We start from the raw sequence: 26,998 nt of genomic DNA, 5'->3' as shown, positions 1-26,998 counted from the left end.
GGTGAAACGCTGGTCGGACCAGCCCCGGCGTGAAAGGTGACGCGAGTGTCGAAGAGCGTTCAAGAACTTCAAGGCCTGCTCGACGAGTGGGCGCGCGAGGCGAGCGTCCCCGGTGCCGTGGCGGGTGTGACGTACCGGGGTGAGGAGTCGGTGTTCGCCACCGGGGTGTGCAGTGTGGACACCGGGCAGCCGGTCACCACCGGCACGCTGTTCATGATCGGCTCCACCAGCAAGACCTTCGCCGCGGCCGCCGTGCTCGCCCTGGTCGAAGACGGTGTGCTGGACCTGGACAAGCCCGTCGTCGAGTACCTTCCCGGGCTCGGGCTCGCCGATCCGGTCGCGCGGAAGACGGTGACCCTGCGGCATCTGCTCACGCACTCGGCCGGGTTCCTCGGTGACGTGGACTTCACCACCGGCTGGGGTGACAACGCGCTGGCGCTGGCCGTCGACCAGTTCGGCGACCTGCCGCAGGTGTTCCCGCCCGGCGAGGCGTTCTCCTACTGCAACGCCGGATTCCAGCTGGCCGGACGGGTCGCGGAGGCGGAGTCCGGCGTCACCTTCGAGGAACTGGTCCGCACCCGGCTGCTCGAACCACTCGGCATGACCGAGTCGTACTACTTTCCGTGGGAGGTGCTCACCCGCGGTCACGCCGTCGGCCACGCGCTGGGCGAGGACGGACCCGCCGTCGAGCACACCGTGGGCCTGACCCGCGCGGACAGCGCCAGCGGCGGACTCTGGTCCACCGCCGCCGACCAGCTGAAATGGGCGCGGTTCTTCCTGGCGGGCGAGTCGGCGGGCAAGGCTCCGCTCTCCGCCGGAACCCGTGACCTCCTGCGCGCGCCGCAGCGCGCGGCGGCGCTGCCGTTCGAGGAGGTCGGGCTCAGCTGGCTGCGCACGCGCCACGGCGACGCGCGGCTGGTCCGGCACGGCGGCAACGTCGGCAACCTGCAGGTTTCGGAGTTCGTCACCCTGCCGGAGGAGGACTTCGCGGTGACCGTGCTGACCAACAGCGCGGGCGGCGGAGTGCTCGGCCCCCGGGTCGTCGACTGGTGCCTGGAGAACCTCGTGGGACTGCCCCCGATCGCGAGCGCCCCGCCGTCGCCCCAGCCGGATTTCGCCGAATACCTCGGCCGCTTCGAGACCGGTGACCTGGGATTCGAGATCACCGACCGGGACGGCGTCCTGTGGGGGCAGATGGTCGTGACCATGGAGGACATCCCGTCGCCGCCGGCCTTCGAGGTCGTCTTCGTCGGTGAAGACGTGCTGGCCAAGGCCGCCGACACCCGTCGGCCCGCCGCGCGGTTCCTGCGGGACGAGCATGGACGGGTGACTTCGATCGAGTTCGGTGGCCGGACGGCGAGGCGGCGCGCTACGGTTACCGGGTAGTAACTTCGGCGACCATGGAGTGACGATGAGCGAAAAGGCGACCGCGTTGTTGCTGAACCCGGGTGGGTACGACCCACGGCAGTTCGACCCGGAGACGCGTCGCCTGCTGCGTTCCACCATCGAGTGGTTCGAACAGCGTGGCAAGCGCAAGCTCACCGAGGACTATCACGAGCGGACCTTCTACGCGGACTTCATCGAGTTCGCGGGCAAGGAAGGCCTCTTCTCGACGTTCCTCACTCCCGGCGCCAACGCCGACGGCGACCCCGACAAGCGCTGGGACACCGCGCGGGTCGCGGCGCTGTCGGAAATCCTCGGCTTTTATGGGCTGAACTACTGGTATCCGTGGCAGGTCACCATCCTCGGCCTGGGCCCGGTGTGGCAGAGCGCGAACGAGGCCGCCCGCAAACGCGCGGCGGACTCGCTCGCGGCCGGTGGCGTCGCCGCGTTCGGACTGTCCGAAAAGGAGCACGGCGCCGACATCTACTCGTCGGACCTCGTGCTCACCCCGGACGGCAGTGGCGGCTACCGCGCGAACGGGTCGAAGTACTACATCGGCAACGGGAACTGCGCGCGGACCGTGTCGGTGTTCGGCCGCGTCGACGGTGTCGAGGGCCCGGATCAGTACGTGTTCTTCTACGCGGATTCGGAGCACCCGAACTACCGCGTGGTGAAGAACGTCGTGCCGTCGCAGATGTACGTCGCCGAGTTCGAGCTCAACGACTACCCGGTGTCCGAAGAGGACATCCTGCACGTCGGCGCCGAGGCGTTCTCCGCGGCGCTGAACACGGTCAACATCGGCAAGTTCAACCTGTGCTTCGGCGGCATCGGCATGTCGACGCACTCGCTGTACGAGGCGATCACGCACGCGCACAACCGGGAGCTCTACGGCAAGAAGGTCACCGATTTCCCGCACGTGCGCCGGGAATTCGTCGAGGCGTACGCGCGGCTCGTCGCGATGAAGCTGTTCTCCGACCGTGCCGTGGATTACTTCCGCAGCGCGAACGCGGACGACCGCCGGTACCTGCTGTTCAACCCGATCACCAAGATGAAGGTGACCACCGAGGCGCAGAAGGTCATCGGCCTGGTCGCGGATGTGGTGGCGGCCAAGGGTTTCGAGACCGACACCTACCTCGCGATGGCCAAGAACGACATCGACGGCCTGCCGAAGCTGGAAGGCACGGTGGCGGTGAACCTCGCGCTGATCGCGAAGTTCGTCCCCGCGTACCTGTTCGCGCCGCAGGCCTACGAGCCGGTGCCGACGCGCTCCGACGCGGCCGACGACGAATTCCTGTTCCGCCAGGGCCCCGCCCGCGGGCTGTCCAAGGTGCGGTTCCACGATTGGCGCGAGGCCTACGCCAAGGCGTCCGCGATCCCGAACGTCGCGCGGTTCACCGAGCAGGCCGAGTCGCTGGTGAAGCTGTTCACCGACGCCACGCCGGACGAGGCGCAGCAGCAGGACATCGACTTCGGTCTCGCGCTGACCGAGCTGTTCACGCTGGTCGTCTACGGGCAGCTGGTACTGGAGCAGGCGGAGATCACCGGGATCGAGACCGAGGTCGTCGACCAGATCTTCGGTGTCCTGGTGCAGGACTTCAGCGTCGCCGCGATCGACCTGCACGGGAAGTCGTCCTCGACCGAGGCGCAGCAGGCGCTCGCGCTGGCCTCGATCCGTAAGCCGGTCGTGGACGCGGCCCGCTTCGACCACGTGTGGTCGCTGGTGCGGGACCTCTCCGGGGCGTACGCGATGAACCCGTAGTCCGCCGACTGCAATGAAGGGGACTTTCCTAGCGAATTTTGCTAGGAAAGTCCCCTTCATTGCACGCCTGAGGCTTACTTGCCGTAGCCGGCCTTGCGGAGCGCGTCCGCCAGCGAGCCGCCCCCGCCGCCGGAGTTCCCGCCCCGGTTGCCGCCGCCACCGCGGTTGCCGCCGCCCTGACGCTGCCCGCCCTGGCGCTGGCCGCCACCGCCGCCCTGACCGCGGTCACGGCCGCCGCCACCGCCGCCGCCCTGCTCGCGAGCGGGCTTGCCGGGCTCGTCGTCCAGGCGCAGCGTCAGCGAGATCCGCTTGCGCGGCACGTCGACCTCCAGCACCTTCACCTTGACGATGTCGCCGGGCTTCACGACCTCACGCGGGTCCTTGACGAAGTTCTTCGACAGCGCCGAGACGTGCGCGAGCCCGTCCTGGTGCACGCCGACGTCGATGAACGCGCCGAACGCGGCCACGTTCGTCACGACGCCTTCCAGGCGCATGCCCGGCTTGAGGTCGCCGATCTTCTCGACGCCGTCGGCGAAGGTCGCGGTCTTGAACGCCGGACGCGGGTCGCGGCCCGGCTTGTCGAGTTCGGCGAGGATGTCGGTCACCGTCGGGAGGCCGAAGGTGTCGTCGACGAATTCCGACGGCTTCAACGCCTGCAGCGTCCGCGAGTTGCCGATCAGCGCACGGAGGTCGGTGCCGGTCGAGGACAGGATCCGCCGCACCACCGGATAGGCCTCCGGGTGCACCGAGGACGAGTCGAGCGGGTCGTCGCCGTCGGGGATGCGAAGGAAGCCCGCGCACTGCTCGAAGGCCTTGGGGCCGAGCCGTGCGACCTCCTTGAGCCCGGTCCGCGTCTTGAACGGGCCGTTCTCGTCACGGTGCGCCACGATGTTCTCCGCGAGGCTCGTCGTGATGCCCGAGACGCGGGTCAGCAGCGGCGCCGACGCGGTGTTGACGTCCACGCCGACCGCGTTCACGCAGTCTTCGACCACCGCGTCGAGGGACCGCGACAGCGAGATCTCGGACAGGTCGTGCTGGTACTGCCCGACGCCGATCGACTTCGGGTCGATCTTCACCAGCTCCGCCAGCGGGTCCTGCAGCCGCCGCGCGATCGAGACCGCGCCGCGCAGCGAGACGTCCATGCCCGGGAGTTCCTGCGACGCGAACGCCGACGCCGAGTAGACCGACGCGCCGGCCTCGGAGACGACGGCCTTGGTCAGCTTCAGTTCCGGGTGCTTCTTGATCAGCTCACCGGCGAGCTTGTCGGTCTCGCGCGACGCGGTGCCGTTGCCGATCGAGATCAGGTCGACCTTGTGCCGCGCGCACAGGGCGGCGAGTTCGGCGATCGACTGGTCCCATTTGTTGGCGGGCTGGTGCGGGTAGATCACGTGGGTGCCGACGACCTTGCCGGTGTCGTCGACGACGGCGACCTTGACGCCGGTGCGGAAGCCCGGGTCGAGACCCATCGTGGCGCGGGTGCCCGCCGGGGCGGCGAGCAGCAGGTCGCGCAGGTTCGCGGCGAACACGCGGACGGCGTCGTCCTCGGCCGACTGGCGCAGCCGCATCCGCAGGTCGATGCCCAGGTGCAGCAGGATCTTCGTGCGCCACGCCCAGCGGACGGTGTCGCCGAGCCACTTGTCGCCGGGACGGCCTTCGTTGGAGATGCCGAACTTGTGCGCGATGCGGGTCTCGTAGTCGGTCGGCCCGGTCTTCGGCTCTTCGGACGGCTCCTCCGACTCCATCGAGAGGTCGAGGATGTCTTCCTTCTCGCCGCGGAACATCGCGAGGATCCGGTGGGACGGGAGCTTGGTGTAGGGCTCGGAGAACTCGAAGTAGTCGGAGAACTTCGCGCCCTCTTCGGCCTTGCCGTCGCGGACCTTGGCGGCCAGGCGGCCCTGCGACCACATCTTTTCGCGCAGCTCGCCGATCAGGTCGGCGTCCTCGGCGAAGCGTTCGACGAGGATCGCGCGGGCGCCGTCCAACGCGGCCTGCGCGTCCGCGACGCCCTTGTCGGCGTCGACGAACACCGCGGCGGCGGCCTGCGGGTCGGTGTTCGGGTCGCTCAGCAGCCCGTCGGCGAGCGGCTCCAGACCGGCCTCGCGGGCGATCATCGCCTTCGTCCGCCGCTTGGGCTTGTACGGCAGGTAGATGTCTTCGAGGCGGGACTTGGTGTCCGCCGCCGTGATCGACGCTTCGAGTGCCTCGTCCAGCTTGCCCTGGCTCCGGATCGAATCCAGGACGGCGACCCGGCGCTCGTTGAGTTCCCGCAGGTAGCGGAGGCGTTCTTCGAGGGTGCGCAGCTGGGCGTCGTCCAGCATCCCGGTGACCTCTTTGCGGTACCGGGCGATGAACGGCACGGTGGATCCGCCGTCCAGCAGGTCGACGGCCGCCTTGACCTGCCCCTCGCGCACACCGAGTTCTTCGGCGATCTTCTGCTCGACTGTCTGCAGGCCCTGCACGCTCACTCCCACGCTCCTGAAATCCGCCCTCGGGTGCTCTCGGACCCTGCATTCTGCCGCTTCCGCCGAGCCGACTTTCGTATGGCCTCCTCTAACCGAACCCTTGACAGTTGTATTGGTCTAGTCCATTTTGATGTGGCCGACATCACCCGTTCGTGGAGGCCACCTGTGAAAGTCAAGCCGAAACACGCGTTCCTCGCCCTGCTGTCGTCACTGGCCGTGTGCCTGGGGGTGACTTTCGCGGTCTCGGGCAGCGCCTCGGCCGCCAACATCCTGACCAACCCGGGCTTCGAACTCGGGACCACGAGCGGCTGGACCTGTACCGGCGCGTCCTCGGTGGTCACCACGCCGGTCCACTCGGGCAGCCGCGCGCTCAGCGCCACCCCGGCCGGACAGGACAACGCCCGCTGCTCGCAGAGCGTGCCGGTCAAGGCCAACACGGCATACACCCTCTCGGCGTGGGTGCAGGGCAGCTACACCTACCTCGGCGTCACCGGCACCGGGACGGGGGACAAGAACACCTGGTCCCCGGGCACCGGCAGCTGGAGCCAGCTCTCGCTGAGCTTCACCACCGGCGCGTCCACCACCAGCGTCGACATCTACCTGCACGGCTGGTACGGCCAGCCCGCGTACTTCGCGGACGACGTCAACCTCGACGGTCCCGGCGGCTCGCCGACCACGACGCCCACCACGACCACGTCGTCGCCCACCACCAGCACCTCGCCGACCACGACGTCGAGCTCGCCGACGACCACGACGACCAAGCCGAACCCCGGCGACCTGCCCAAGCACGTGATCACCGGGTACTGGCAGAACTTCTACAACGGCGCGAAGGCCCTCAAGCTGGCTGACGTCCCGACGAAGTACAACGTCATCGCGGTGTCCTTCGCCGACGCGACGGCCACTCCGGGCGCGGTCACCTTCACCCTCGACTCGGGGCTGTCGAGCCAGCTCGGCGGCTACACCGACGCGCAGTTCAAGGCCGACATCAAGACGGCGCAGGCACGCGGGCAGAAGGTCATCCTGTCCGTCGGCGGTGAGAAGGGCACGATCCGCGTCGACTCCTCGGCCGCGGCGACGAACTTCTCCAACAGCATGAAGTCGCTCATCGCGACCTACGGCTTCGACGGCGTCGACATCGACCTCGAGAACGGCGTCAACGCGACCTACATGGCGCAGGCGCTCCGCAGCATCCACGCGGCGGGCGGCACGGTCATCACGATGGCGCCGCAGACGATCGACATGCAGAACCCGGCGGCGGAGTACTTCAAGCTGGCGCTGAACGTCAAGGACATCCTGACGATCGTCAACATGCAGTACTACAACAGCGGCTCGATGCTCGGCTGCGACCAGAAGGTCTACTCGCAGGGCACGGTCGACTTCCTCACCGCGCTGGCCTGCATCCAGCTGCAGAGCGGCCTGCGGGCCGACCAGGTCGGTCTCGGCCTGCCCGCCTCCGGTTCCGCGGCGGGTGGCGGCTACCAGGCGCCCGGCAACACGGTCAACGCGCTGAACTGCCTGGCGAAGGGCACGAGCTGCGGTTCGTTCAAGCCGACGACGACGTATCCGACGATCCGGGGCGCGATGACCTGGTCGATCAACTGGGACGCTTCCCAGGGCTACGCGTGGTCGAACACGGTGAGCGCGGGCCTGGCCGGCCTCCCGTGATGATCCGCTAGACCGGGGCGGGTGCCGGCGTCGCGCGGGCGACGGCACCCGTCCCTTCCATTTCAGAGGCGCAAAGCTCCCGGAGCCGTCGCGGGCACGACGGGCTTGAGCGGCGCGACGGGGGACAGCCGCCGGTAGGTCGAGCCGAGCGGCGGACGCGGGTCGGCCTCGCCTTTGTTGGGCCACAACGACATCGCGCGTTCCGCCTGCGCGGTGATGGTCAGCGACGGGTTCACCCCGAGGTTCGCCGAGATCGCCGAACCGTCGGCGATGTGCAGCCCCGGATGGCCGTGCACCCGCTGGTACGGGTCGACGACGCCGGTCTCGGAGCTGTCGCCGATCGCGCAGCCGCCGATGAAATGCCCGGTGATCGGGATGTTCGCCAGATCCGTCCACGCGCCCTGCGCCAGCCCGCCGATCTTGTCCGCCACCCGCCGGGTGACCTCGTGCCCGGCCGGGATCCACTCGGGGTTCGGGTCGCCGATGCCCTGTTTCGTGGTCATCTTGCGGCCGAAGAGCCCGCGTTTCGTGTACGTGGTCACGGAATTGTTCAACGTCTGCATCACCAGCAGCCCGACCATCCGCTCCGACCACCGCCGCGGGTTGTGCAGCCGCACCAGGTTCCGCCGGTTCCGCGCCAGTTCGCGCAGGCCCAGCACCCAGCGGCGCTTGCCGGGTTCGGCATCGACGAGCACCGTCGTCAGCAGGCCCATGAAGTTGCTGCCCTTGCCGTACCGCACCGGCTCGACGTGGGTCACCGCGTCCGGGTGGATCGACGACGTGATCGCGACGCCGCGGGTGAAGTCGGTGTCGTCGCGCAGGGATCGCGCGGCGAGGACGGCCTCGGAGTTCGTCCTGGCGAGCAAGCCCAGCCGCGGCGACAGGTTCGGCAACGTGCCGGAGTCCTTCAGCGAATGCAGAAGCCGTTGCGTGCCCAGGGAAGCGGCGGCGAACACGACCTGCCCGGCGGTGAAGGTCCGCTTGCGTTTGCGCAGCCAGCGCCCGGTCCGGACGGTGTCGACCGCGTAGCCGCCGTCGATCGGCCGCACCGACACCGCGGTGGTCAGCGGGTGGACCTCCGCACCCGCTTTCTCCGCCAGGTACAGGTAGTTCTTGACGGTCGTGTTCTTGGCGCCGACCCGGCAGCCGGTCATGCATTCACCGCAGTGCGTGCACGGCGTCCGCCGAGGGCCTTCGCCGCCGAAGAACGGGTCGGTGTCGCGCTTGCCGAAGTAGACGCCGACCGGCGTCGGCCGGTAGGTGTGCGCGATGCCCATGTCCTCGGCGACCTCGCGCAGTACGCGGTCGGCCGGGGTGACCAGCGGGTTCTCCACCACGCCCAGCATCCGTTTCGCCTGGTCGTAATGCGGGGCGAGTTCGGCCTTCCAGTCGGTGATGTGCGCCCACTGCGGGTCTTCGTAGAAGGTGTCCGGGGGTTCGTAGAGCGTGTTCGCGTAGACGAGCGAGCCGCCGCCGACGCCCGCGCCGCTCAGGACGAACGTGTTCTTCAGCAGGGTCAGCCGTTGAATGCCGTAGCAGCCCAGTTTCGGGGCCCACAGGTATTTCCGCAGCCGCCAGGAGGTCTTCGCGAACTCGTCGTCGGCGAACCGGCGGCCCGTCTCCAGCACACCGACGCGATAGCCCTTCTCGGTGAGCCGCAACGCGGTCACGCTGCCGCCGAACCCGGAGCCGATCACCAGCACGTCGTAGTTCATCGCGGTCCCGCCGTCCGGTAGTCGCCGAGGTCGAGCGTCTTCGTGCGGCGGTCGTACTCGGTCACCAGGCCCGGCCAGTTCGTGCTCACCCGGCCGTTCTCCTGGCGGTACCAGCTGGCGCAGGCCGACCAGACACTCCGGCCGAGCCGTCGCTGGACCTCCTCGTCGTAGCGCTGCTCGACCTCCGGGACGACGTCCATATAGGACACCTCGGGCCGGGCGAGGTGTTCGACGGCCTGGCGGATGTAGCGGGCCTGCCGTTCGATCATGTAGATGATGGAGCCCGCGCCGAGGTTCGTGTTGGGCCCGTAGACGCAGAACAGGTTCGGGAAACCCGGCACGGTCATGCCGAGGTACGCCCGCGCGCCGCCCTTCCACGCGTCGGACAGCGACCTGCCGCCGAGACCTTCCACCTTGAGTTCGCCGAGGAAGTCCGTCGCCGCGAAGCCGGTTCCGTAGACGATGACGTCGGCCTCGTGCTCGATGCCGTCCTCGGTGAGCACCCCGGACGGCGTGATCGCGCTGATGCGCCGCGTCTCCACGGCGACGTTGTGCTGGGCGAGCGCGGGCAGGTACTCGTTGGTGAACAGGATCCGCTTGCAGCCCAGCGGGTAGTCCGGGGTGAGTTTCTCGCGCAGCGCCCGGTCCTTGAGGTGACGACGGCGCAACTGGGCCGTCCGCAGTTCGAAGACCTTGGCCAGGAAAGGATGTTCGGTCATCGCGTAGGTCGCGTACTCGGCGAGCAGGAAGATCCGGAGCCTGCCGAGCAGCTGCGTGGCCGGGAGGTGCCGGAACAGCCGTTGCTGCCAGCGCCGGTAGCGGGTGTCCCGTTTGGCCATGATGTACGGCGCGGTGCGCTGGAACACCGTCAGCTCGCCCGCCTGGCGCTGGACCTCGGGCACGAACTGGATCGCGCTCGCGCCGGTGCCGATCACCGCGACCTTCCTGCCGCGCAGGTCGACGTCGTGGTCCCAGCGCGCGGAGTGGAAACTGGCGCCTTCGAAGGTGTCCTGGCCGGGGATGTCCGGCTGGACCGGCCGCGAAAGCTGCCCGACGGCGGGAACGAAAACGGTCGCCTCGTAGGTCTCGCCACCCGCGGTCTCGACCCGCCAGAGCCCGCGGTCCTCGTCGAAGGCCGCGCCGGTGACACGGGTGCCGAAGCGGATGTGCGGTTCGAGCCCGTAGCGGCGCACCACGCGTTTGAGGTACTCGTGGATGTCGGGTTGCAGCGAGAACCGCTTCGGCCAGTCGGGATTGGGCTCGTAGGAGAACGAGTACAGCGGCGACGGGATGTCACAGCCCGCGCCCGGATACGTGTTCTCCCGCCAGACGCCGCCCGGCTCGTCCGCGCTCTCCAGGATGGTGAAGTCGTGGAAGCCGGCGCGTTTGAGCTCGATCGCCGTCCCGACCCCGCCGAATCCCGTCCCCACGATCAGCACGCTCGTCTTCGATGACCCAGTGCTCATGCCGATCGACGCTACGCAGCCCTCACCTCGCCCGGAAGTGCCCGACCGGCCACTCAATCGAGATTTCCGGCCACGCGGTGCTACAGCTGGGCCCGGTTGGTGACGGTCAGGAAGAACTCGATCTTGTCGTCCGGGCTGTCGTCCTGACTGTTCCAGATCAAGAGCTTCAGGTCCCGGCCGAACTTGTCCTTCACCACGCCCGCCGCGCCCGCCGGGATGACGAACTTGGCGGAGCCCATGCCGCCGTAGTCGGTCGTCTGGTCGTTGTCCCCTTCGAACAGCGTGCCGAAGATCTCGAGCTCGACGCTCAGGTCGTCGGGATCGAACTTCGCGTTGATCGTCGCGTCGACCCGCAGTTCGCCGCCCCAGCCGTTCTCGTACCCGGTGCCGTCCACCGGGTTGACCGGGTCCACCCGGAGCTCCCAGTACTTGCGGTCGTGGAAGTACTCGTCGGGATCGTCTTCGAACGGGTTGGCGCTGAATTCGTCGTCGCGCATCTCGATCCGCGCCTCGATCTGGACCAGCCGGTACCGCTCCGGCGGCGGTTCGAGCGCGACCTCGATCGTGTGCACCTTGCCCGCCTGCGCGGTGAAATCCACTTCTCCCGCCGCGATGCCCACTTCCCGGCTGATGAACTTCGACGCCTTGACGAGGTAACGCCCTTCGTGGATGTCCATCTCGAAGCGTCCCTGCGAGTCGGCGAAGACCACCGAACCCACGTTCACCTGCGCGCCTGCCACCGGCTCGCCGTTGAACGTCACCTTCCCCTTGAGCAACGCGGGCCCGTCGGTCTTGCGCCACTTCGTGACCGGGACGGGTTCCAGCCGGGCACGGTGGTGCACCAGCGGTTCGGCATAGCCCCAGAGGCCGAAGCCGGTCTCCTCCGGCCGGTCCCACAGGAGCAGGTTGTCGGGGCTGACCGCGCGTCCGGGGCCGGGGTTCTCCCAGCGGTCGGAGTTCTTCGAATCGCCGTCGGCCCAGTCGAAGGCGAAGGTGTTGGCGAGCTGGTTGGCGCAGTCGTCGCCCATGTCGGAGAACAGTTCGTTGAACGAGACCTCCAGCCAGCTGTTGTCCTCGTCCCTCGCCGTGCGGAAGATCTTCTCTTCGAGGAACGGCACGAACCACCGTGCCGCCCGGCGGCGCTCCTCCTCGCCGTAGAAATACAGCCCGTCCAGTGTCTGCTCGTCGGTCTGCGCTCCGGACTGCAGATCGGTGAGTTCGAGGTCCGTCTGCTTCGTGATGACGTCCGGTCCCTCAAGCTTGATCCCGGCTCGTCTCGCCGCCAGCCAGAGGAACGACGCGCATTGCGTCGGCAACGTCCCGGCCGCCCAGCCCGCGTCGTCCGGCGCGGGGCCGATCACGCCGCCCGGCCCCGGCCGCACCGCCACCGCCGAATCCGTGTAGCAATAGAACCGGTAGTGCACCTTCGACTGACGCCCCTCGCGCGTGTCCTGCGGTGTGACACAAAGGCTTCTGGCCTCGTCGGCCACCTTGTGCAGACGCTGCCGGATGGTCGGATCCGCCTGTTCGGCCAACGGATGCGGTTTGATCACCATCGGCTCGATGATCTGCCACCGCCCGTCCAGTACGGCCGAGTCGACCAGGTTGAACGCCGAGATCTTGTACTTCTTGTTCTCCGCGTCGGTGAACTTGGCCTCGTCGGCGTCGACGCCGTAGGCCTCCTCGACGCTCTGGGTGATTCCGCCCGGCCATTGGAACCGTGCGGAGTCCGGTTCGAAACCGTCCGTCGGTGCCTTCTGTTCGGCACCGACGGGATGGACGCCGCGCGGATGCCCTTTCGAAAGCCATTCCTCGGACGCGGTGGAATGGGAAATCTCGGTGTGGTTCCGCGTCATGATCCCGCAGTGCGCGTAGCGCTGGGCCGGGCTCACCTGGGACAGGAGGCCGCCGATCACGCCGTTCCCGCCAGGTACCAGGATGAGGTCGCCCTTGCGCGCGTTGGCGATCCTCGGCGGAATCACGTCATGGTGGTAGTCGCCGGTGAACTGGCAGGCGAAGTCCGCCGGGATCTCGCCGGGCAGATCGTCCGGGTCGCACGGGCCGTCCTGGACGACCGGGCCGGGCGCCGCCAGCGGGGTGACTTCCAGCCCCGAGTGCCAGCCGCGGCCCGCCACGGTGCGGTCTTCGCCGTTCCGCGCCACGCGGGCGGCGTACCGCAGGTTCCAGAGGTTTTCTTGGGTGAGGCCCCGTGGCGCGAGGACCTTGACGGCGCCGGAGTCCTCGACGCGGACGGACACCGGGGCGGCGGGGCGGTCGTTGACGATCGTCGCGAACCGCTCACGCCAATCGCCGGATCCCGCCTCGGCGAAGAGGAACCCTGGATGCTCCGTCAGCTGTGCTCGCGGTGGCCGGACCAGCGAGAACGCCGCGCTCGTATGGACGGCGGTCCCGTCCGGCGTCTTCCCGAAGAGATGGACGATCGCGCCATGTGCCCCGTGGCCCTGACTCCGGTCGAGGACTACGTCGACGGACACCGAGGCGCCGGGCAGGACCGTGACGTCGATGGTCTCGTCCGACCCGAACGGGGCCGGTTCGTCGTCGTCGGCGGTCCATTCGATCCGCCGGCGATCGAATCCGATCTGCACCGGCTCGAGATTGGTCACGGTGAACACGCCGCGGTAGTGCGAGTCGCGATCGGCGAGCTGGACGGCCTGCCCGTCGGTCCGCACCGGTGGGCGGATCTGTGCCAGCTCGTCGCGGAGTACCCGGTACGAACTGCCCAGCACCAGCGTCCGTTCCACGGAAAGGGAAGTCCCGTCCGAGTGGGTGACGTCGAGCCGGACGGGGATCGGCGTCCACGCCCGCGCGTGGTCGACATCGGCGGCCAGTTCGCCGCCGAACACCGGTTCCGAGGTGGTGTACCCGGCCGACCCGATCTGCCACCGGAAGGAATCTCCTTGCCGCAGAACGGGATTCGCGTCGTCGATCTCGACGGCGCGGACGAACACGGCCAGCGGGTTGAACGGGTTCTGTGCGATGTCGAGCAGGGGGACCTCGGGTGCCCCGGCGATCTCGACCAGCAGGACCCGTTCTTCCCGCAGTGTTCCCGCCGTCGCCGTGACCGGCACCCGCCAAACACCGGGTTTGGGCGACGCCTGCAGCCGGACGTCCAGGCCGGCCAGCCCGTTGATCGTCACCCGTGTCCCGGCCTCGGCGTCCGGTTTCAGCGCGACGGTCACCTGGACGGCACCGCCCGGCGTGGTCGTGGCAGGAGCGGTCACCGCGGCGATCAGCGCGCCCGGCTGGACAAGGCCCTGCAGCGAGGCGAGCAGCTGTTTCGCGGCTTCGAGCGCGGCGGTGAAGCGAGCAGGGTCCAGCCTGACCAGGAGTTCGTACAGCCGCACCGCCTCCAACGCGGCGTTGAGCGCCTCGCCACGCCGGTCCGCCGCGATGAGCCGGTGCGCGAGGATGAATGCCGCGTACGCCCAGGAAGGCCGGTGCCCGGCGCCGCCTTCGGCCTCGGTGAGTTTCCGGTAGATGTCGCGGCATTCCCGTTGCGGGGCGACGGCTTCAGCAGTGCGGCCCGCGCCGGCGAACCGGATTGACAGATTGTCGAGCGCCCAAGCGAGCGAAGGCCGGTTGTCCAGCTCGCGGAAGACAGCTACACCTTCCTGCGTCGCGGCGATGGCCTCGTCGGGAAGTTTCGCGTTGGAGGCGTGTGCTCCGAGCATCACGGCGGACGAACCCCACGACGGCTTGTGGGCCGCGTCGGCCTCGGCGAGTTTCCGGTAGATGTCCCGGCATTCGCGGGCAGGCCTGACCGCTTCGTCGTACTGGCCTGCGCCCGAATACCGCATCGCGAGGTTGTCCAGCGCCCAGGCCAGCTTCGGCCGATCGTCGATCCTCCGGAAGACCTGAACGCCTTCCCTGGTCGCCTCGATGGCTTCGTCGAAGAGCTTCGCGTTGACAGCGTGTGCGCCGAGCATCACCGCCGCGTGTCCCCACGAGACCTGGTGAGTCGCGTTGTCCTCGGCAAGGGCACGGTAGATGTCGCGGCTTTCGCGCGCCGGTGGGACGGCTTCGGAGTAGCGGCCCGCGCCCGAGTAGCGCATGGCGAGGTTGTCGAGTGCCCAAGCGAGCCGGGGCCGGTCGGGGATAGCGCGGTAGATGTCGGCGCCTTCGATGGTCGCGGCGATGGCCTCGTCGAAGAGCTTGGCGTTGACCGCGTGCGCGCCGAGCATGACCGCGGCATGTGCCCAGCCCGCCCGCTGTGCCGGATCGGCCTCGGCCAGTCCACGGTGGATGTCGCGGCTTTCCCGTGCCGGTGGGGCGGCTTCGGGGTAGCGGCCTGCGGCCGAGTAGCGCATGGCGAGGTTTTCGAGCGCCCAGGCAAGCTGGGGCCGGTCGCCGATCGCGCGGTAGACATCCGCGCCTTCGGTGGTCGCGGCGATGGCCTCGTCGAAGAGTTTCGCGTTGACCGCGTGCGCGCCGAGCATCACCGATCTGAACGCCACCAACGGCTTGAACGCGGCCGGATCCGCGGTTGCCAGCCGCCGCGCGACGTCGCGAGCGTGCCGCGCCGGTTCGACCGCTTCGGCGTACCGGCCCGCCTGGGAGAGCCGGGAGGCCAGGCCGTCGAGTGCCGAGATCACGGCCGACATACCGGGGTGGTCCTCCGGCGGCGGTGTGCCGCCGGTGCCGCCCCACGGGCGCTGCCAGCCCGGCCCGCCGGAGAACGGCCGGGCGTACAGCAGCCCGTCCGCGGGCCGGAGGACGGCGAGGTCGAACTTCCCGTCGTAAGCCGCGGGCACCGGCAGGTCGCCCACCTGGCCCCACTGTTCCTCCACCGGGCGCCCGGACGAGGAGGGGGTGATCCTCCAGAGCCCGGAGGCGGGTTGCCAGATCGCCTCGTCGACGGTTCCGTCGCCGTCGTAATCCGCCGGCACCGGGACATCGGACGTGATCGCTTTTGCCGGTGAAATCGTCATGCGTGCCCCACCCTGTCACCGTTGTGTCGTGCAGGGATCACAGTGGCCCGCTCGGCTTCCGCGCCGCTATCGCGTCCGGGCGCCCTAAAGGGCTTCAGACGGCGCCCTTTCGCGCCAAGCACTCAGAGGACTAAATGCACCGTGTGGGTCTCGGCCTTCGGATGGGCCCAGGTCAGGAGGCGGTGAGCGGAGCTTTCGAGGGCGTCCAGATCGCGCTTCGGGACGCGCTCGAACGGCGTGATCGACAGTGCCGCCGCCTTCTTCGCCGCCTTGATCTCCCAGAAACCCTTCACGGATCCGTCGACCAGGATGGTGCCCTTGACCAGGCCGTTCTGCGTGATGACGACCTTGCGGTACTCGTCGCTGATCACCCGGGTGCGGTCGGCGTAGGACAGGACGGTCTGGTCGAACGGGCCCAGCAGGCGGGCAGGCGCGGGGGTGTCCGGATCCGGGCGCGGGGCGTCGGGCAGGTCGAAGAGCTCGCGGCCGTTCTCGTCGCGGAACGTCCGCAGCTCCGGGCGCAGCCGTTCGACGGCCTCGCCGAGCTTCGTGATCCCTGCCCACGCCTGCGCGTCCTGCACGCTGGCAGGCCCGAACGCCGCCAGATAGCGCTTGAACATCGCTTCGGGTGACAGGGACTCGTCCGGTTCGACGCCGAGCCAGTCGCCGGTCGTCTGATAGGTCGGCTGTCCCGACTTGCCCCACACACCGCGCGGCGGGATCTGCACCAGCGGCAGGAGCGCCCGCGCGACGTGCACCAGCGCCGACGGTCCCGCGCTCTCCCAGCGCTTCGTGAGTTCCGCGCCGAGTTCCGCGGACGACAACGGCCGCTCGCCGAGCAGTTTGCGGGCGGTGCGGGCGATCTCCTGGTGGTCGAGCCCCTTGATCTCCGGGGTGAACTGGGTGTTGTCCATGGAGCGGTCGTAGAGGGGCTGCACGATGGGCCGCCACGCCAGCGCGTCCGACGGCGTCACCAGATGGACCGTGCCGCGCATGAGCGCGATCCGCACGACACTCTTGTCCAGCAGCAGGTTCGCCAGGTCTTCCTGACGGAAGCCGTGGAGACGTGTCCAGAGCGCGAAGTACGGCGGGTTCGGTGCCTGCGCCTGCAACCCGGCGAGATGCTCGACCGCTTGGAGCGCGGTCATCTTCGAACGCCGGAGCAGCAGCTGCCGGTCCAGCATGGCGCGGTTCAGGGCGCGCCTGCTCAACGTGTCGGACATGGGGTTCACCTTAAACAGGATCAAGGACAGTTACGGTCCTCAATGCGCCGATCGTTGCCAGGGGATCCATAATCCCGGCCATGGAACTACCGCCGCCGGTGATCCGGGACTGGGACTACCCGCGCGGCACGGCGAGCATCGTGCTCATGGCCCGCTTCGCGGCCGAGAACGGCATCAAAGGACTGGAGTCCTACGAGCACGCCCCCGTGGACGGTCAGGTCGATGCCCGGCAGGAACTCGCGGTGGTCCGTGAGCTGGCCCGCGGGCTCGGTGGCGGGGACGACATCGCGCTGCGGCTGAGCAGGCGGTACCGCGTCAGCGCGTTCGGCATCTTCGGTTTCGCCTGCATCAGCAGCCCGACACTGGGTGACGCGATGCGCTTCGCCCTGCGGTACCTGGACCTGAGCTTCACCTTCTGCATCCCGCACGTGACCGTCGAGGCCGGACGGCTCGCGCTGGCGATGGACGACAGCCGCGTGCCGGGCGACGTCGCCCGCTTCCTGGTCCTGCGCGACCTCGGTGCCATCCACACCGTCATGCGTGACATCCTGCCGGAAATTTCCCTTCGCTCCTTGGCCTTCCGGCACGACAAACCCTCCACTGTGGACGAATACGTGCGGACCTTCGGGCTGGCGCCGTCGTTCTCCGCGCCGTCCCACGTCGCCACCCTGGACCCGGTCTTCCTCGACAGACCGCTGCCGCAGGCCAACGACCAGACGGTCGCGGTGTGCGCCGCGCAATGCGATCTGCTGGTGTCACGGAAACGGGAGCGGTCCGGGATCGCCCAGCAGGTGCGGGAACGGCTGGTGCGGCTCGGCGGGGTCGATGCCGGGATGGAGGAGGTCGCGCGGCGTCTCGCGCTCAGCCCCCGGACCCTGCGACGGCGGTTGTTCGAGGCCGGGACCGGCTACCGGGCACTGCTGGACGAGGTCCGCCAAGCGCTGGCGGAGGAGATGCTCGACACCGGGGCGCTCAGCGTGGAGGACGTCGCGCTGCGGCTGGGTTACGCGGAGGCGTCGAGTTTCATCTACGCCTTCAAACGCTGGAAGGGGATGACGCCGGCGGCCTATGCCCGGCGGAACGCGTTGCGAGCACGGCCGGGTAGGTGACGCGCAGCAGGTGCAGGATCGAATCGGTGAGGAAGACCCGAAGTTCCTCCCGGCCGAGCGTGCCGCGGATCAGCCACTCGCGTGACGCGGCGCGCAACATCCCGCCGTACGACCGGATCATCGCGCGGAGTTCCTCGCGGCCTTCGGTGATGTCGCTCATCAGGGCGGCCGCGAGCACGCGGTCGGCGGCGATCTCGTCGCCCTCCAGCATGATCCGCTCGATGTCCGGATCACGGCCGACGGCCTCCTGGCCGATCGCCGTCAGCCACGCCTGCTCGTTGCGCTCGACGACCTCGATCCAGTGCCGGACGCTGATCGCGAGCCGCTCTTCGGCGGAGGTGTCGGGCAGGTTTTCGATCACCGGCGCCGGCACGATCATCATCTGCCGGACGACTTCCAGGTACAGCTCGCGTTTGCCGCCGAAGTAGTGGTTGATCAGCGGCCGGGCCACCCCGGCCGCTTTCGCGATGTCCGAGGTCGAAACCGAGGCGTACGTGCCCGCGCCGAACAGCCGCCGGGCCGCGGCGAGGATCTCGGCACGCCGGGCGGCCGGTTCGAGGCGGCGCCGCCGGGTTTCCGGATCGGTGCTCATGGGCCGAGCGTAACCGTTTCAGGTGAGCGCCTGCCGTTATTCATTCGGAACAACCCGCAGGTAACCCCTGGGGCCTTCGAGGCGACGTTGGGGGCGGGGGGACCGGGTGTCATGGGTAGGGACGAATGACCAGTGCTGAACGCGATCCGGTCCGCCGTGTCGGCCGGTGGGTCAGTGTGCGGCTGCAGAAGCGTGACGTCCTGATCGAGGGTGACAGCGGAGACGAATGCGTCTCGTACGCGGGGATCGTGATCACCAGTTTCGAGAACGGCGACGAGGTCGGCGAACGCTGGATCCCGCTCGGCGTCGATCCGTCGGAGGCCGACGACGAGCAGCTCATCCAGCAGTTGCGGGACGCGCTGATCTGGCAGGCGAGGCGTCCGCCCCAAGCCGCGGGGGAGTAGCTGAAGGGGCCTTTCCCCGCATCCGACGAGGGGAAAGGGCCCTTCACCGCGTCACATGAGGGGAAAGGGCCCTTCAGCCCGCCCCCGTCACTGCGTCCGCAGGCCGTCGAAAGCGATCTTGCACACCGCGTCCGCCAGTTCCGTGCCCGCCGAACCCCGGCGCGGCCGGTACCACTCGATCAGCGAGTTCACCATGCCGTACAGCAGCCGCGCGGTGACCGCGGGATCGATGTCGGGCCGCACGTCGCCCTCGGTCTCGGCCCGTTTCACCAGTTCCGTGACCAGCCGGTCGAATTCGCGCCGCCGCGCCAGCGCCGCCCGCTCGATCTTGGTGTTGCCCCGCACCCGCAGTAGCAGCGTCACGAACGGCAGCTGCTCGACCAGCACGAGGACACTGCCCCGCACCAGATGCTCCAGCTTCTCGATCGCCCTGCCCTCGAAGGATTCCGTCTCCGCGGCGACGGCGAACAGGCCGTTCAGCGCGCGGTCGACGGCGAGCCGCAGCAGCTCTTCCTTGCTCGGGACGTGGTGGTAGATGGCGGATTTCGTGATGCCGAGCTTGCGGGAGAGGTCCTCCATGCTGGTGCCGTCGTAGCCGCGTTCGTTGAACAGTTTGACCGCGACCTGCAGCAGCGACTCGAGGTCGTAACCGGGGCGCCCCCGGCGGGCGGGGGTGGTCACCCGCGGTCCCGCTCGTCGAGGACGCGGCGCATCTTGCCCAGCGATCGCTCCAGCGTGTCCGGGTCGACGACCTCGACGCCGACGCTCACGCCGACCCCGTCCTTGACCCCGGCGACGAGCCGGGCGGCGGCCTGGTCGCGTTGCTCGGCCGTCGCGTCCGGGCGTGCTTCGACGCGGACGGTCAGGGTGTCCATCCGGCCCTTCGTGGACCGGATCAGCTGGAAATGCGGCGCGAGCGCGGGGGTGACCAGCACGACTTCCTCGATCTGCGTGGGGAAGACGTTGACGCCACGCAGGATGATCATGTCATCGCTGCGCCCGGTCACCTTCTCCATCCGCCGGTACGACGGCCGCGCGGTGCCGGGCAGCAGCCGGGTGAGGTCGCGCGTGCGGTACCGGATGATCGGCAGCGCCTGTTTGGTGAGCGAGGTGAACAGCAGTTCGCCGGTGTCGTCGACGGGTTTCTCGGTGAACGGGTCGATCACCTCGGGGTAGAAGTGGTCCTCCCAGATGTGCAGCCCGTCCTTGGTCTCGACGCATTCCTGCGCGACGCCGGGGCCCATCACCTCGGACAGGCCGTAGATGTCGACGGCGTCGATACCGACGCGTTCCTCGATCTCCGTGCGCATCTGCTCGGTCCACGGCTCCGCGCCGAAGATGCCGACCTTGAGCGAACTCGACTGCGGGTCGATGCCCTGCCGCTCGAACTCGTCGAGCAGGGTGAGCATGTACGACGGGGTGACCATGATGATCTCGGGCTTGAAGTCGGTGATGATCTGCACCTGGCGCGCGGTCATCCCGCCGGACGCCGGAATCACCGTACAGCCCAGTTTCTCGGCGCCGTAGTGCGCGCCGAGCCCGCCGGTGAACAGGCCGTAGCCGTAGGCCACGTGGACCTTGTCGCCCGGCCGTCCGCCCGCCGCGCGGATCGACCGCGCCATCACCGTCGCCCAGGTGTCGATGTCCTCGGCGGTGTAGCCGACGACGGTCGGTTTCCCGGTGGTGCCACTGGACGCGTGGATCCGGCTGACCTGCGCTTCCGGCACGGCGAACATGCCGAACGGGTAGTTGTCGCGCAGGTCCTGCTTGGTGGTGAAGGGGAACTTCGCCAGGTCTTCCAGCGTCTTGCAGTCGTCCGGGTGAACGCCAGCCTCGTCGAACTTCCGGGTGTAGAACGGCACGTTGTCGTAGGCGTGCCGCAGCGTCCACCGGAGGCGGCTCAGCTGAAGCGCCTGGAGTTCGTCGATGGTCAGGTTCTCGGCGTCGTCGCTGAAAGTCATCGTCATGCCTTCTGGATGGTGCGGCTGCGGCCGCGGAATTCGGCGACGACCTCCGGCCCGTCGGGGGTCTCCCGGTGCACGGTGACGTCGTAGATGCCGTTGCGGCCGTAACGGGTCCGCTCGGTGGCGGTGGCGATGAGGTGGTCGCCGAGCCGTCCGGCGGCGACGAAGGAGATCTCCGCGCCGGAGGCGACGGTGACCGGGCCATGGCTGTTGCAGGCGCAGGCGAACGTCGTATCGGCCAGCAGGAAGACATAGCCGCCGTGCGCGATGTCGTGGCCGTTCACCATCGTCTCGGTGATCTTCATCGAGGCGACCGCGTGCCCTTCGGCGGCCTCGATCAGCTCGATGCCCAGCGCGTTCGACGCCCGGTCGCCGGTGAACATCGCGTGGGCCGCGTTGGTAGTCAAGGCACCGCCTCGTGAGTTACTGACCGAATGGACGGTTGTTAAAGGATGCCGCCAGTAAAGGCGCGACGTCGCGCAGATGTCAAGGGTCCGCCGCCGTCCGGGGGTTTGCAAGTGCCGGGGCACGAGCTACAGTGAATTACTGAACGGACGGTCTGTAAATCAGTCAAGTATCCAGTCCACCATGAAGGGTCGCCCCATGGCATTGCTGCGCAGCTACGTCTCCGGCGGATGGCACACGGCGGAAAAGGACGGCGTACCGCTGCACGACGCCTCGACCGGTGAAGAGGTCGCCCGGGTCTCGTCCGACGGCATCGACTTCGCCGCCGCGCTGGAGTACGGCCGCCGCACCGGCGGTCCCGCGCTGCGTGAGCTGACCTTCCACCAGCGTGCCGCGCTGCTGAAGGCACTGGCCTCCCACCTGCGTGAACACCGCGACGAGCTGTACGCGCTCTCGGCCAGGACCGGCGCGACCAAGGGCGACTCGATGGTCGACATCGACGGCGGCATCGGCGTCCTGTTCGCCTACTCCAGCAAGGGCAAGCGCGAACTGCCCAACGACACCGTCTACGTGGACGGCAACGTCGAGCCGCTGAGCAAGGGCGGCACGTTCGTCGCCCAGCACATCGCCGTCCCGCTGCGCGGCGTCGCCGTCCAGATCAACGCCTTCAACTTCCCGGTCTGGGGCCCGCTGGAGAAGTTCGCGCCCGCGTTCCTCGCCGGCGTGCCGAGCCTGATCAAGCCGGCCAGCCAGACCGCGTACCTGACCGCGCGGCTGGTCGAGATCATCATCGAGTCCGGCATCCTGCCCGAGGGCACGCTGCAGTTCGTCGCGGGCAGCGTCGGCGACCTGCTCGACCACGTCACCGCGCAGGACCTCGTCTCGTTCACCGGCTCCGCGTCCACCGCGCAGAAGCTCCGCGCGCACCCCGCGATCGTGCGCAACTCCGTCCGGTTCAACGCCGAGGCCGACTCGCTGAACCTGTCGATCCTCGGCCCGGACGCCAAACCCGGCACCACCGAGTTCGACCTCTTCGTCAAGCAGCTCACCACCGAGATGACCGTCAAGGCAGGCCAGAAGTGCACCGCGATCCGTCGCGCCTTCGTGCCCGCGGACCTGCTGGACGCCGTCGCCGAGGCCGCGAGCGCGCGGCTGGCGAAGACCGTCGTCGGCAACCCCACCGCCGAAGGTGTCCGGATGGGTGCCCTGGCGAGCCTGGAGCAGCGCGAGGAGGTCCGGCGGTCGCTCAAGGCGCTGCTGGACGTCGGCACGATCGTCTTCGGTGACCCCGAGCAGGTCGAGGTCGTCGGCGCGGACGCCGAACGGGGCGCGTTCATCTCGCCGGTGCTGCTGAAGGCCGACCCGGAACGTTCCGAGCCGCACGAGGTCGAGGCGTTCGGCCCGGTGTCGACGCTGATGCCCTACACCTCGACCGAGCAGGTCATCGAGCTCGCCGCTCGCGGCGGCGGCAGCCTGGTCGGCTCGATCGTCACCGCCGACGCCGAGTTCGCGCGCGAGGTCGTCCTCGGTGTCGCGCCGTATCACGGCCGCCTGCTGGTGCTGGACGCCGACGACGCCAAGGAGTCGACGGGCCACGGTTCGCCGATGCCGCAGCTGGTGCACGGCGGACCCGGCCGCGCCGGTGGCGGCGAGGAGATGGGCGGCGTCCGCGGCGTGCTGCACCACATGCAGCGCACGGCGGTCCAGGGCAGCCCGAAGGTGCTCAGCACGGTCACCGGCCGCTGGGTCACCGGCGCCCCGCGTACCGAAGGCGACGTCCACCCGTTCCGGAAGTCCTTGGCTGAGCTGAAGATCGGTGACTCCGTCGTAGCCGGACCGCGCGAGGTCCTGCAGTCCGACGTCGACCACTTCGCCGAGTTCACCGGCGACACCTTCTACGCCCACACCGATCCCGAAGCCGCCGCGGCGAACCCGCTGTTCGGCGGGATCGTGGCGCACGGGTACCTCGTGGTCTCGTTCGCCGCGGGCCTGTTCGTCTCGCCGGAACCCGGCCCGGTCCTGGCCAACTACGGCCTGGAGAACCTGCGGTTCCTCACCCCGGTCAAGGTCGGCGACACCCTCACGGTGACCCTGACCGCCAAGCAGATCACCCCGCGCATCGACCAGGAGTACGGCGAGGTCCGCTGGGACGCCGACGTCACCAACGCCGACGGTGACTCGGTCGCCAAGTACGACGTGCTGACCCTGGTGGCGAAGGAGCAGTCATGACGGCCACGTTGCCCGAGGAAGACCTCGAACGGCACTTCGAGCACACCATCGAGCGCGACCAGCGCGTCGAACCGCGCGACTGGGTGCCCGAGGGCTACCGCAAGACGATGATCCGCCAGATCGCGCAGCACGCGCATTCGGAGATCATCGGCATGCAGCCCGAGGGCAACTGGATCACCCGCGCGCCTTCCTTGCGGCGCAAGGCGATCCTGCTCGCCAAGGTGCAGGACGAGGCCGGGCACGGGCTGTACCTGTACTCGGCTGCGGCCACCCTCGGCGCCGACCGCGCGGATCTGACCGACAAGCTGATCAACGGCAAGCAGAAGTACTCGTCGATCTTCAACTACCCGACGCTGACCTTCGGCGACGTCGGCGTGGTCGGTTGGCTGGTCGACGGCGCGGCGATCTGCAACCAGGTCCCGTTGTGCCGCAGCTCGTACGGGCCGTACGCCCGCGCCATGATCCGCATCTGCAAGGAGGAGTCCTTCCACCAGCGGCAGGGCTTCGAGCTGCTGATGACGATGATGCGCGGCACCGAAAAACAGCGCGCCATGGTGCAGGAGGCGGTGAACCGCTGGTGGTGGCCGTCGCTGATGATGTTCGGCCCGCCGGACGCGGATTCGCCGAACACCGCGCAGTCGATGGCGTGGAAGGTCAAGCGGCACACCAACGACGAGCTGCGCCAGCGCTTTGTCGACATGTCCATCCCGCAGGCTGAGGCGCTGGGCGTCACCTTCCCGGACCCGGACCTGAAGTGGAACGCCGAACGCGGGCACTACGACTTCGGCGCCGTCGACTGGGACGAGTTCAAGAACGTGTTGAAGGGCAACGGCCCCTGCAACGCCCAGCGCATCGCGCACCGGCGGCGGGCCCAGGAAGACGGCGCTTGGGTGCGCGAGGCAGCGGCCGCCCACGCCGCCAAGAAAGGGGCTTCGTGATGAAGCACGACTGGCCTCTGTACGAGGTGTTCGTCCGGGGCAAGCGCGGCCTGAACCACGTGCACGTGGGTTCACTGCACGCGGCGGACGACGAGATGGCACTGCACCACGCGCGGGATCTGTACACCCGTCGCAACGAGGGCGTGTCGATCTGGGTCGTGCGCGCGTCGGACATCACCGCGTCCTCGCCGGACGAGAAGGACCCGTTCTTCGCGCCCAGCGGCGACAAGGTGTACCGGCACCCGACGTTCTACGACATCCCCGACAACGTTCCGCACATCTGACATGAGCTTCGACAACGCCTACGAGGCGATCACCGAGGAAAACGACGCGCGCTGGGCCTTCGGCACCGGATTCGAGGATCCACTGTCCGGAGTGGACACCACGGTCCCGTCCGGTGTGGACGGTGCGCGGCTGGCGGCCTACTGCCTGATGCTCGGCGACGACGCGCTGATCTTCTCGCACCGGTTGCAGGAGTGGTGCACGAACGCGCCCGAACTCGAGGACGAGGTCGCGATCGCCAACATCGCGCTCGACCTGCTGGGGCAGGCGCGGCTGCTGCTCGCCCGCGCCGGCAAGGCAGACGGGAGCGAGCGTACCGAGGACTCCTACGCCTTCTTCCGGAGCGAGCAGGAATACCGCAACGTCCGGCTCGCCGAACTCGAAGGCGGGCACTTCGGGCACTTGATCGCGCGGATGCTGGTGTTCTCCATCTGGCGGCTGGCATTGCTGCAGCGACTCCAGTCCTCTGTGGACCCGGTGCTCGCGGCCATCGCGGACAAGGGTGTCAAGGAAGTCGCCTACCACCGCGACTACGCGGCACAGTGGGCCGTCCGGCTGGGCGACGGGACCGAGTTGTCCCGCTCCCGCATGCAGGAAGGGCTCGACGCTGTCTGGCCCTACGTCGGCGAGCTGTTCACGGCACACGAGATCGAGTTCGTCGAGTCGCCGTCGCTGCGGCCCGAGTTCGACGCGATCCTCGACCAGGTGCTCGCCGCCGCGACCCTGGACCGCCCTGAGATCGGCGCGCTCGCCGGGGTCTCCGGCCGGATGGGCCGCGACGGCGTGCACACCGAGCGGATGGGCTTCCTGCTGGCGGAGCTGCAGAGCGTCGCCAGGGAACACCCGGACGCGACATGGTGACCGCGTACGCCGTGGCGGCCACGGTCACCGATCCGGAACTGCCGATGCTCACCCTCGCCGATCTCGGCGTGCTGCGTGAAGTGTCCGAATCCGACGGCCGGGTGGTCGTCGCGATCACCCCGACCTACACCGGCTGCCCGGCGATGGACACCATGCGCGACGACCTCGTGCACGCGCTCACCGGTGCGGGCTACGGCGAGGTCGAGGTCCGCACGGTCCTGCAGCCCGCCTGGTCCACCGACTGGATCACCGAAGACGGCAAACGGAAACTCGCCGAAGCAGGCATCGCGCCGCCCGGAGCGGCGCCGGTCCGAACCGGTCCGATCCCGCTCACGCTGAGCCCGCCGGTGTCGTCGGTCCGCTGCCCGCACTGCGGCTCCGCGGACACCGAAGAGCAGTCCCGGTTCAGTGCGACGGCGTGCAAAGCCTTGCGCCGCTGCCGGTTCTGCCTCGAACCGTTCGAACACGTCAAGGAGATCTAGTGACTGCCACTCTCCGCCGCACGGGCTTCCACACCCTCAAGGTGTCCGACGTCCAGCGCCTGTGCGACGACGCCGTCGCGGTGACCTTCGACGTGCCCGAAGATCTCGCGGAGACCTTCCGTTTCAAGGCGGGCCAATCGCTGACCCTGCGCCGCGAGGTCGACGGCCGCGACGAGCGCCGCTCGTACTCGATCTGCGCGCCCGCCGGTGCGGCGCCGCGGGTCGGCGTGCGCGAGGTGCCGGGCGGGCTGTTCTCGTCGTGGCTGGTGCGTGACGTCAAGCCCGGCGACGAGGTCGAGGTCGCCGCGCCCACCGGTAACTTCAGCCCGGATCTGGAAGCCGCCGGACATCACGTGCTGATCGCGGCGGGCTCCGGCATCACGCCGGTCCTGTCGATCGCGTCCTCGCTGCTGAGCGATTCCGACGCGACGGTGACCGTGCTCTACGGCAACCGGCGCACGGACACGGTCATGTTCGCCGACGACCTCGCGGACCTGAAGGACCGTTATCCCGCGCGGCTCGAACTCGTCCACGTGCTCTCCCGCGAGCCGCGCGAGGCCGAACTGTTCACCGGCCGCCTCGACGTCGAGAAGCTGCGGCGCCTGTGCACCGTGCTGATCCCGGTCGAAGACGTGGCGCACTGGTGGCTGTGCGGACCGTTCGAAATGGTGACCGGCGCCCAGGAACTCCTTCGCTCGCTGGACGTCGCCGACGAGAACATCCACCAGGAACTGTTCTATGTGGACACTCCACCGGAGCCGGTGCACCACGTCGACCCGGCCGTCGTGGGCTCTTCCAGCGAGGTCACGCTGGTGCTCGACGGCCGGTCGACGACGATGACGCTGCCGCGCAACTCCTCCCTGCTCGACGGCGCGCAGAAGTACCGCCCGGACCTGCCCTTCGCCTGCAAGGGCGGGGTGTGCGGGACCTGCCGGGCGAAGATCTGCGACGGCAAGGTGGACATGCGGCGCAACTTCGCCCTCGAGAAGGCCGAAGTGGACGCCGGGTTCGTGCTCACCTGCCAGTCGGTGCCGGTGTCCGAAGCCGTCACCGTGGACTTCGACGCCTAGGACCTCGTGAGTGGTAAGGACGGTTAGAACCGCCCTTACC

20 protein-coding genes are annotated in these 26,998 nt (G+C 68.8%); 11 read left to right on the top strand and 9 right to left on the bottom strand.

Features of this window, described 5'->3' with window-relative positions:
• Positions 1–45: 45 nt before the first annotated feature.
• On the top strand, positions 46–1,386 hold the full coding sequence (locus ACLJRM_RS28595) for a serine hydrolase domain-containing protein (RefSeq protein ID WP_101612973.1): 1,341 nt from the start codon (positions 46–48) through the stop codon (positions 1,384–1,386).
• A gap of 25 nt (positions 1,387–1,411) precedes the next feature.
• Complete coding sequence (locus ACLJRM_RS28590; protein ID WP_410664802.1) at positions 1,412–3,142, top strand: acyl-CoA dehydrogenase; 1,731 nt, start codon at positions 1,412–1,414, stop codon at positions 3,140–3,142.
• 74 nt (positions 3,143–3,216) lie between these two features.
• Here ACLJRM_RS28590 and ACLJRM_RS28585 read toward each other — a convergent pair whose 3' ends face one another.
• Positions 3,217–5,607 carry a Tex family protein gene (locus ACLJRM_RS28585; RefSeq protein ID WP_410664801.1) on the bottom strand — a complete coding sequence of 797 codons (2,391 nt, stop codon included), beginning with the start codon at positions 5,605–5,607 and terminating at the stop codon, positions 3,217–3,219.
• Positions 5,608–5,769: 162 nt separating this feature from the next.
• Between ACLJRM_RS28585 and ACLJRM_RS28580 the strand changes: the two genes are divergently transcribed.
• Positions 5,770–7,269, top strand: a complete 1,500-nt coding sequence (locus tag ACLJRM_RS28580) for a chitinase (RefSeq protein ID WP_410664800.1) — start codon at positions 5,770–5,772, stop codon at positions 7,267–7,269.
• A gap of 62 nt (positions 7,270–7,331) precedes the next feature.
• Here the strand turns inward: ACLJRM_RS28580 and ACLJRM_RS28575 are convergent, their stop codons facing one another.
• From ACLJRM_RS28575 to ACLJRM_RS28560, 4 genes are all read right to left on the bottom strand, one after another.
• Positions 7,332–8,984: a GMC oxidoreductase gene (locus ACLJRM_RS28575; protein ID WP_410664799.1), complete on the bottom strand. Its 1,653-nt coding sequence runs from the start codon at positions 8,982–8,984 to the stop codon at positions 7,332–7,334.
• Positions 8,981–10,450, bottom strand: a complete 1,470-nt coding sequence (locus ACLJRM_RS28570; protein ID WP_410664798.1) for a flavin-containing monooxygenase — start codon at positions 10,448–10,450, stop codon at positions 8,981–8,983. The genes ACLJRM_RS28575 and ACLJRM_RS28570 overlap by 4 nt, the downstream gene beginning before the upstream one ends.
• 80 nt (positions 10,451–10,530) lie before the next feature.
• Positions 10,531–15,399, bottom strand: a complete 4,869-nt coding sequence (locus ACLJRM_RS28565) for a tetratricopeptide repeat protein (RefSeq protein WP_410664797.1) — start codon at positions 15,397–15,399, stop codon at positions 10,531–10,533.
• Between the two features lie 122 nt (positions 15,400–15,521).
• The gene (locus ACLJRM_RS28560; protein WP_410664796.1) at positions 15,522–16,622 is read right to left on the bottom strand and encodes a winged helix DNA-binding domain-containing protein; all 1,101 of its coding nucleotides are present in this window, start codon (positions 16,620–16,622) and stop codon (positions 15,522–15,524) included.
• Positions 16,623–16,702: 80 nt separating this feature from the next.
• Here ACLJRM_RS28560 and ACLJRM_RS28555 point away from each other — a divergent pair, with 80 nt between their 5' ends.
• Positions 16,703–17,731 (top strand): AraC family transcriptional regulator, encoded by a 1,029-nt coding sequence (locus ACLJRM_RS28555; RefSeq protein WP_101605709.1) that lies wholly within the window; start codon positions 16,703–16,705, stop codon positions 17,729–17,731.
• Here ACLJRM_RS28555 and ACLJRM_RS28550 read toward each other — a convergent pair.
• Positions 17,658–18,323: a TetR/AcrR family transcriptional regulator gene (locus tag ACLJRM_RS28550; RefSeq protein WP_101605710.1), complete on the bottom strand. Its 666-nt coding sequence runs from the start codon at positions 18,321–18,323 to the stop codon at positions 17,658–17,660. The genes ACLJRM_RS28555 and ACLJRM_RS28550 overlap by 74 nt on opposite strands.
• 125 nt (positions 18,324–18,448) lie before the next feature.
• Between ACLJRM_RS28550 and ACLJRM_RS28545 the strand changes: the two genes are divergently transcribed.
• A complete protein-coding gene (locus ACLJRM_RS28545) occupies positions 18,449–18,727 on the top strand; it encodes a hypothetical protein (RefSeq protein ID WP_101605711.1) in 279 nt (92 codons plus the stop codon).
• Between the two features lie 87 nt (positions 18,728–18,814).
• On the opposite strand, the gene ACLJRM_RS28540 is transcribed toward ACLJRM_RS28545, so the two are convergent.
• Genes ACLJRM_RS28540 through paaI form a run of 3 tightly spaced genes read right to left on the bottom strand, consistent with a single transcriptional unit; the run spans position 18,815 to position 21,074 of the window.
• Positions 18,815–19,408, bottom strand: coding sequence for a TetR/AcrR family transcriptional regulator (locus tag ACLJRM_RS28540; protein ID WP_101605712.1), 594 nt, complete (start codon positions 19,406–19,408; stop codon positions 18,815–18,817).
• A complete protein-coding gene (paaK, locus tag ACLJRM_RS28535; protein WP_410664795.1) occupies positions 19,405–20,694 on the bottom strand; it encodes a phenylacetate--CoA ligase PaaK in 1,290 nt (429 codons plus the stop codon). The genes ACLJRM_RS28540 and paaK overlap by 4 nt, the downstream gene beginning before the upstream one ends.
• Positions 20,691–21,074 (bottom strand): hydroxyphenylacetyl-CoA thioesterase PaaI, encoded by a 384-nt coding sequence (gene paaI / locus ACLJRM_RS28530; RefSeq protein ID WP_101605714.1) that lies wholly within the window; start codon positions 21,072–21,074, stop codon positions 20,691–20,693. The genes paaK and paaI overlap by 4 nt, the downstream gene beginning before the upstream one ends.
• Positions 21,075–21,294: 220 nt before the next feature.
• Here paaI and paaZ point away from each other — a divergent pair, with 220 nt between their 5' ends.
• Genes paaZ through paaE form a run of 6 tightly spaced genes read left to right on the top strand, consistent with a single transcriptional unit; the run spans position 21,295 to position 26,958 of the window.
• Entirely contained in the window at positions 21,295–23,325 is a 2,031-nt protein-coding gene (gene paaZ, locus ACLJRM_RS28525; RefSeq protein WP_101605715.1) for a phenylacetic acid degradation bifunctional protein PaaZ, read from the top strand.
• Complete coding sequence (gene paaA / locus ACLJRM_RS28520; RefSeq protein ID WP_410664794.1) at positions 23,322–24,263, top strand: 1,2-phenylacetyl-CoA epoxidase subunit PaaA; 942 nt, start codon at positions 23,322–23,324, stop codon at positions 24,261–24,263. The genes paaZ and paaA overlap by 4 nt, the downstream gene beginning before the upstream one ends.
• Positions 24,263–24,547 carry a 1,2-phenylacetyl-CoA epoxidase subunit PaaB gene (paaB, locus tag ACLJRM_RS28515; protein WP_101605717.1) on the top strand — a complete coding sequence of 95 codons (285 nt, stop codon included), beginning with the start codon at positions 24,263–24,265 and terminating at the stop codon, positions 24,545–24,547. The genes paaA and paaB overlap by 1 nt, the downstream gene beginning before the upstream one ends.
• A gap of 1 nt (position 24,548) precedes the next feature.
• Positions 24,549–25,406 carry a 1,2-phenylacetyl-CoA epoxidase subunit PaaC gene (gene paaC, locus ACLJRM_RS28510; protein ID WP_101605718.1) on the top strand — a complete coding sequence of 286 codons (858 nt, stop codon included), beginning with the start codon at positions 24,549–24,551 and terminating at the stop codon, positions 25,404–25,406.
• A complete protein-coding gene (paaD, locus tag ACLJRM_RS28505; RefSeq protein WP_101605719.1) occupies positions 25,400–25,888 on the top strand; it encodes a 1,2-phenylacetyl-CoA epoxidase subunit PaaD in 489 nt (162 codons plus the stop codon). The genes paaC and paaD overlap by 7 nt, the downstream gene beginning before the upstream one ends.
• A complete protein-coding gene (gene paaE / locus ACLJRM_RS28500; RefSeq protein ID WP_410664793.1) occupies positions 25,888–26,958 on the top strand; it encodes a 1,2-phenylacetyl-CoA epoxidase subunit PaaE in 1,071 nt (356 codons plus the stop codon). Before paaD ends, paaE begins: the two co-directional genes overlap by 1 nt.
• The last annotated feature ends 40 nt before the right edge of the window (positions 26,959–26,998 follow it).

It is taken from the genome of Amycolatopsis sp. lyj-84, from assembly GCF_046549075.1.
GTDB lineage: Bacteria > Actinomycetota > Actinomycetes > Mycobacteriales > Pseudonocardiaceae > Amycolatopsis.
Note: the sequence above shows the minus strand (reverse complement) of the source record. Positions and strands in the feature narration are given on the sequence as shown.

Excerpts from the sequence above, each read along its gene's own strand:
- ACLJRM_RS28590 (WP_410664802.1), top strand. The coding sequence starts at position 1,412 with ATGAGCGAAAAGGCGACCGCGTTGTTGCTGAACCCGGGTGGGTACGAC.
- ACLJRM_RS28575 (WP_410664799.1), bottom strand. The coding sequence starts at position 8,984 with ATGAACTACGACGTGCTGGTGATCGGCTCCGGGTTCGGCGGCAGCGTG.
- ACLJRM_RS28570 (WP_410664798.1), bottom strand. The coding sequence starts at position 10,450 with ATGAGCACTGGGTCATCGAAGACGAGCGTGCTGATCGTGGGGACGGGA.
- ACLJRM_RS28565 (WP_410664797.1), bottom strand. The coding sequence starts at position 15,399 with ATGACGATTTCACCGGCAAAAGCGATCACGTCCGATGTCCCGGTGCCG.
- ACLJRM_RS28560 (WP_410664796.1), bottom strand. The coding sequence starts at position 16,622 with ATGTCCGACACGTTGAGCAGGCGCGCCCTGAACCGCGCCATGCTGGAC.
- ACLJRM_RS28555 (WP_101605709.1), top strand. The coding sequence starts at position 16,703 with ATGGAACTACCGCCGCCGGTGATCCGGGACTGGGACTACCCGCGCGGC.
- ACLJRM_RS28550 (WP_101605710.1), bottom strand. The coding sequence starts at position 18,323 with ATGAGCACCGATCCGGAAACCCGGCGGCGCCGCCTCGAACCGGCCGCC.
- ACLJRM_RS28545 (WP_101605711.1), top strand. The coding sequence starts at position 18,449 with ATGACCAGTGCTGAACGCGATCCGGTCCGCCGTGTCGGCCGGTGGGTC.
- paaK (WP_410664795.1), bottom strand. The coding sequence starts at position 20,694 with ATGACGATGACTTTCAGCGACGACGCCGAGAACCTGACCATCGACGAA.
- paaI (WP_101605714.1), bottom strand. The coding sequence starts at position 21,074 with ATGTTCACCGGCGACCGGGCGTCGAACGCGCTGGGCATCGAGCTGATC.
- paaZ (WP_101605715.1), top strand. The coding sequence starts at position 21,295 with ATGGCATTGCTGCGCAGCTACGTCTCCGGCGGATGGCACACGGCGGAA.
- paaA (WP_410664794.1), top strand. The coding sequence starts at position 23,322 with ATGACGGCCACGTTGCCCGAGGAAGACCTCGAACGGCACTTCGAGCAC.
- paaB (WP_101605717.1), top strand. The coding sequence starts at position 24,263 with ATGAAGCACGACTGGCCTCTGTACGAGGTGTTCGTCCGGGGCAAGCGC.
- paaC (WP_101605718.1), top strand. The coding sequence starts at position 24,549 with ATGAGCTTCGACAACGCCTACGAGGCGATCACCGAGGAAAACGACGCG.
- paaD (WP_101605719.1), top strand. The coding sequence starts at position 25,400 with ATGGTGACCGCGTACGCCGTGGCGGCCACGGTCACCGATCCGGAACTG.